Annotated in this window: 1 protein-coding gene; it reads right to left on the reverse strand. The window is 60.5% G+C overall.

Annotation, left to right across the window (positions count from 1 at the left end):
• Positions 1–484, reverse strand: a 484-nt coding sequence (locus J5M56_RS24765) for an ATP-binding protein (protein ID WP_207938032.1), incomplete at both ends; no start/stop codon positions are given.

Genomic DNA, 484 nt, shown 5'->3' on the forward strand with positions numbered 1-484 from the left:
ATTTTTCATCGGCTGTGGATAACTTGCAGTGACGCTTGAGCCCCGGCAGATCGAGAAACGCATTGGCACAGCCCTGACGTTTCTGCTGGCGCTCCCGCGCTTCCGCCACCAACGCCGCAGCGCTGGCGCTGTTTTCGCCTGGCTTGGCTGCCGGATTCAATGCGGTTGCCTCACGCGCCACGGTCAGGTGCAGATCAATCCGATCCAGCAGCGGCCCTGACAGCTTGTTGCGATAGCGCTGGACCATGTCCGGTGTGCACGAGCATTTGCCGCTGGGCTCGCCAAGATATCCACAGGGACACGGATTCATCGCTGCCACCAATTGAAACCGTGCGGGGAAACGCACGCGATCCTTGGCCCGGGCGATGACGATATGCCCGGACTCCAACGGCTCGCGCAGGACTTCCAGAACCTTGAGATAAAACTCCGGCAACACATCGAGAAACAGCACGCCGTGATGGGCGAGGGTGATTTCGCCGGGTCT

This window comes from Pseudomonas sp. 51_B (assembly GCF_017491595.1).
GTDB classification, from domain to species: domain Bacteria; phylum Pseudomonadota; class Gammaproteobacteria; order Pseudomonadales; family Pseudomonadaceae; genus Aquipseudomonas; species Aquipseudomonas promysalinigenes.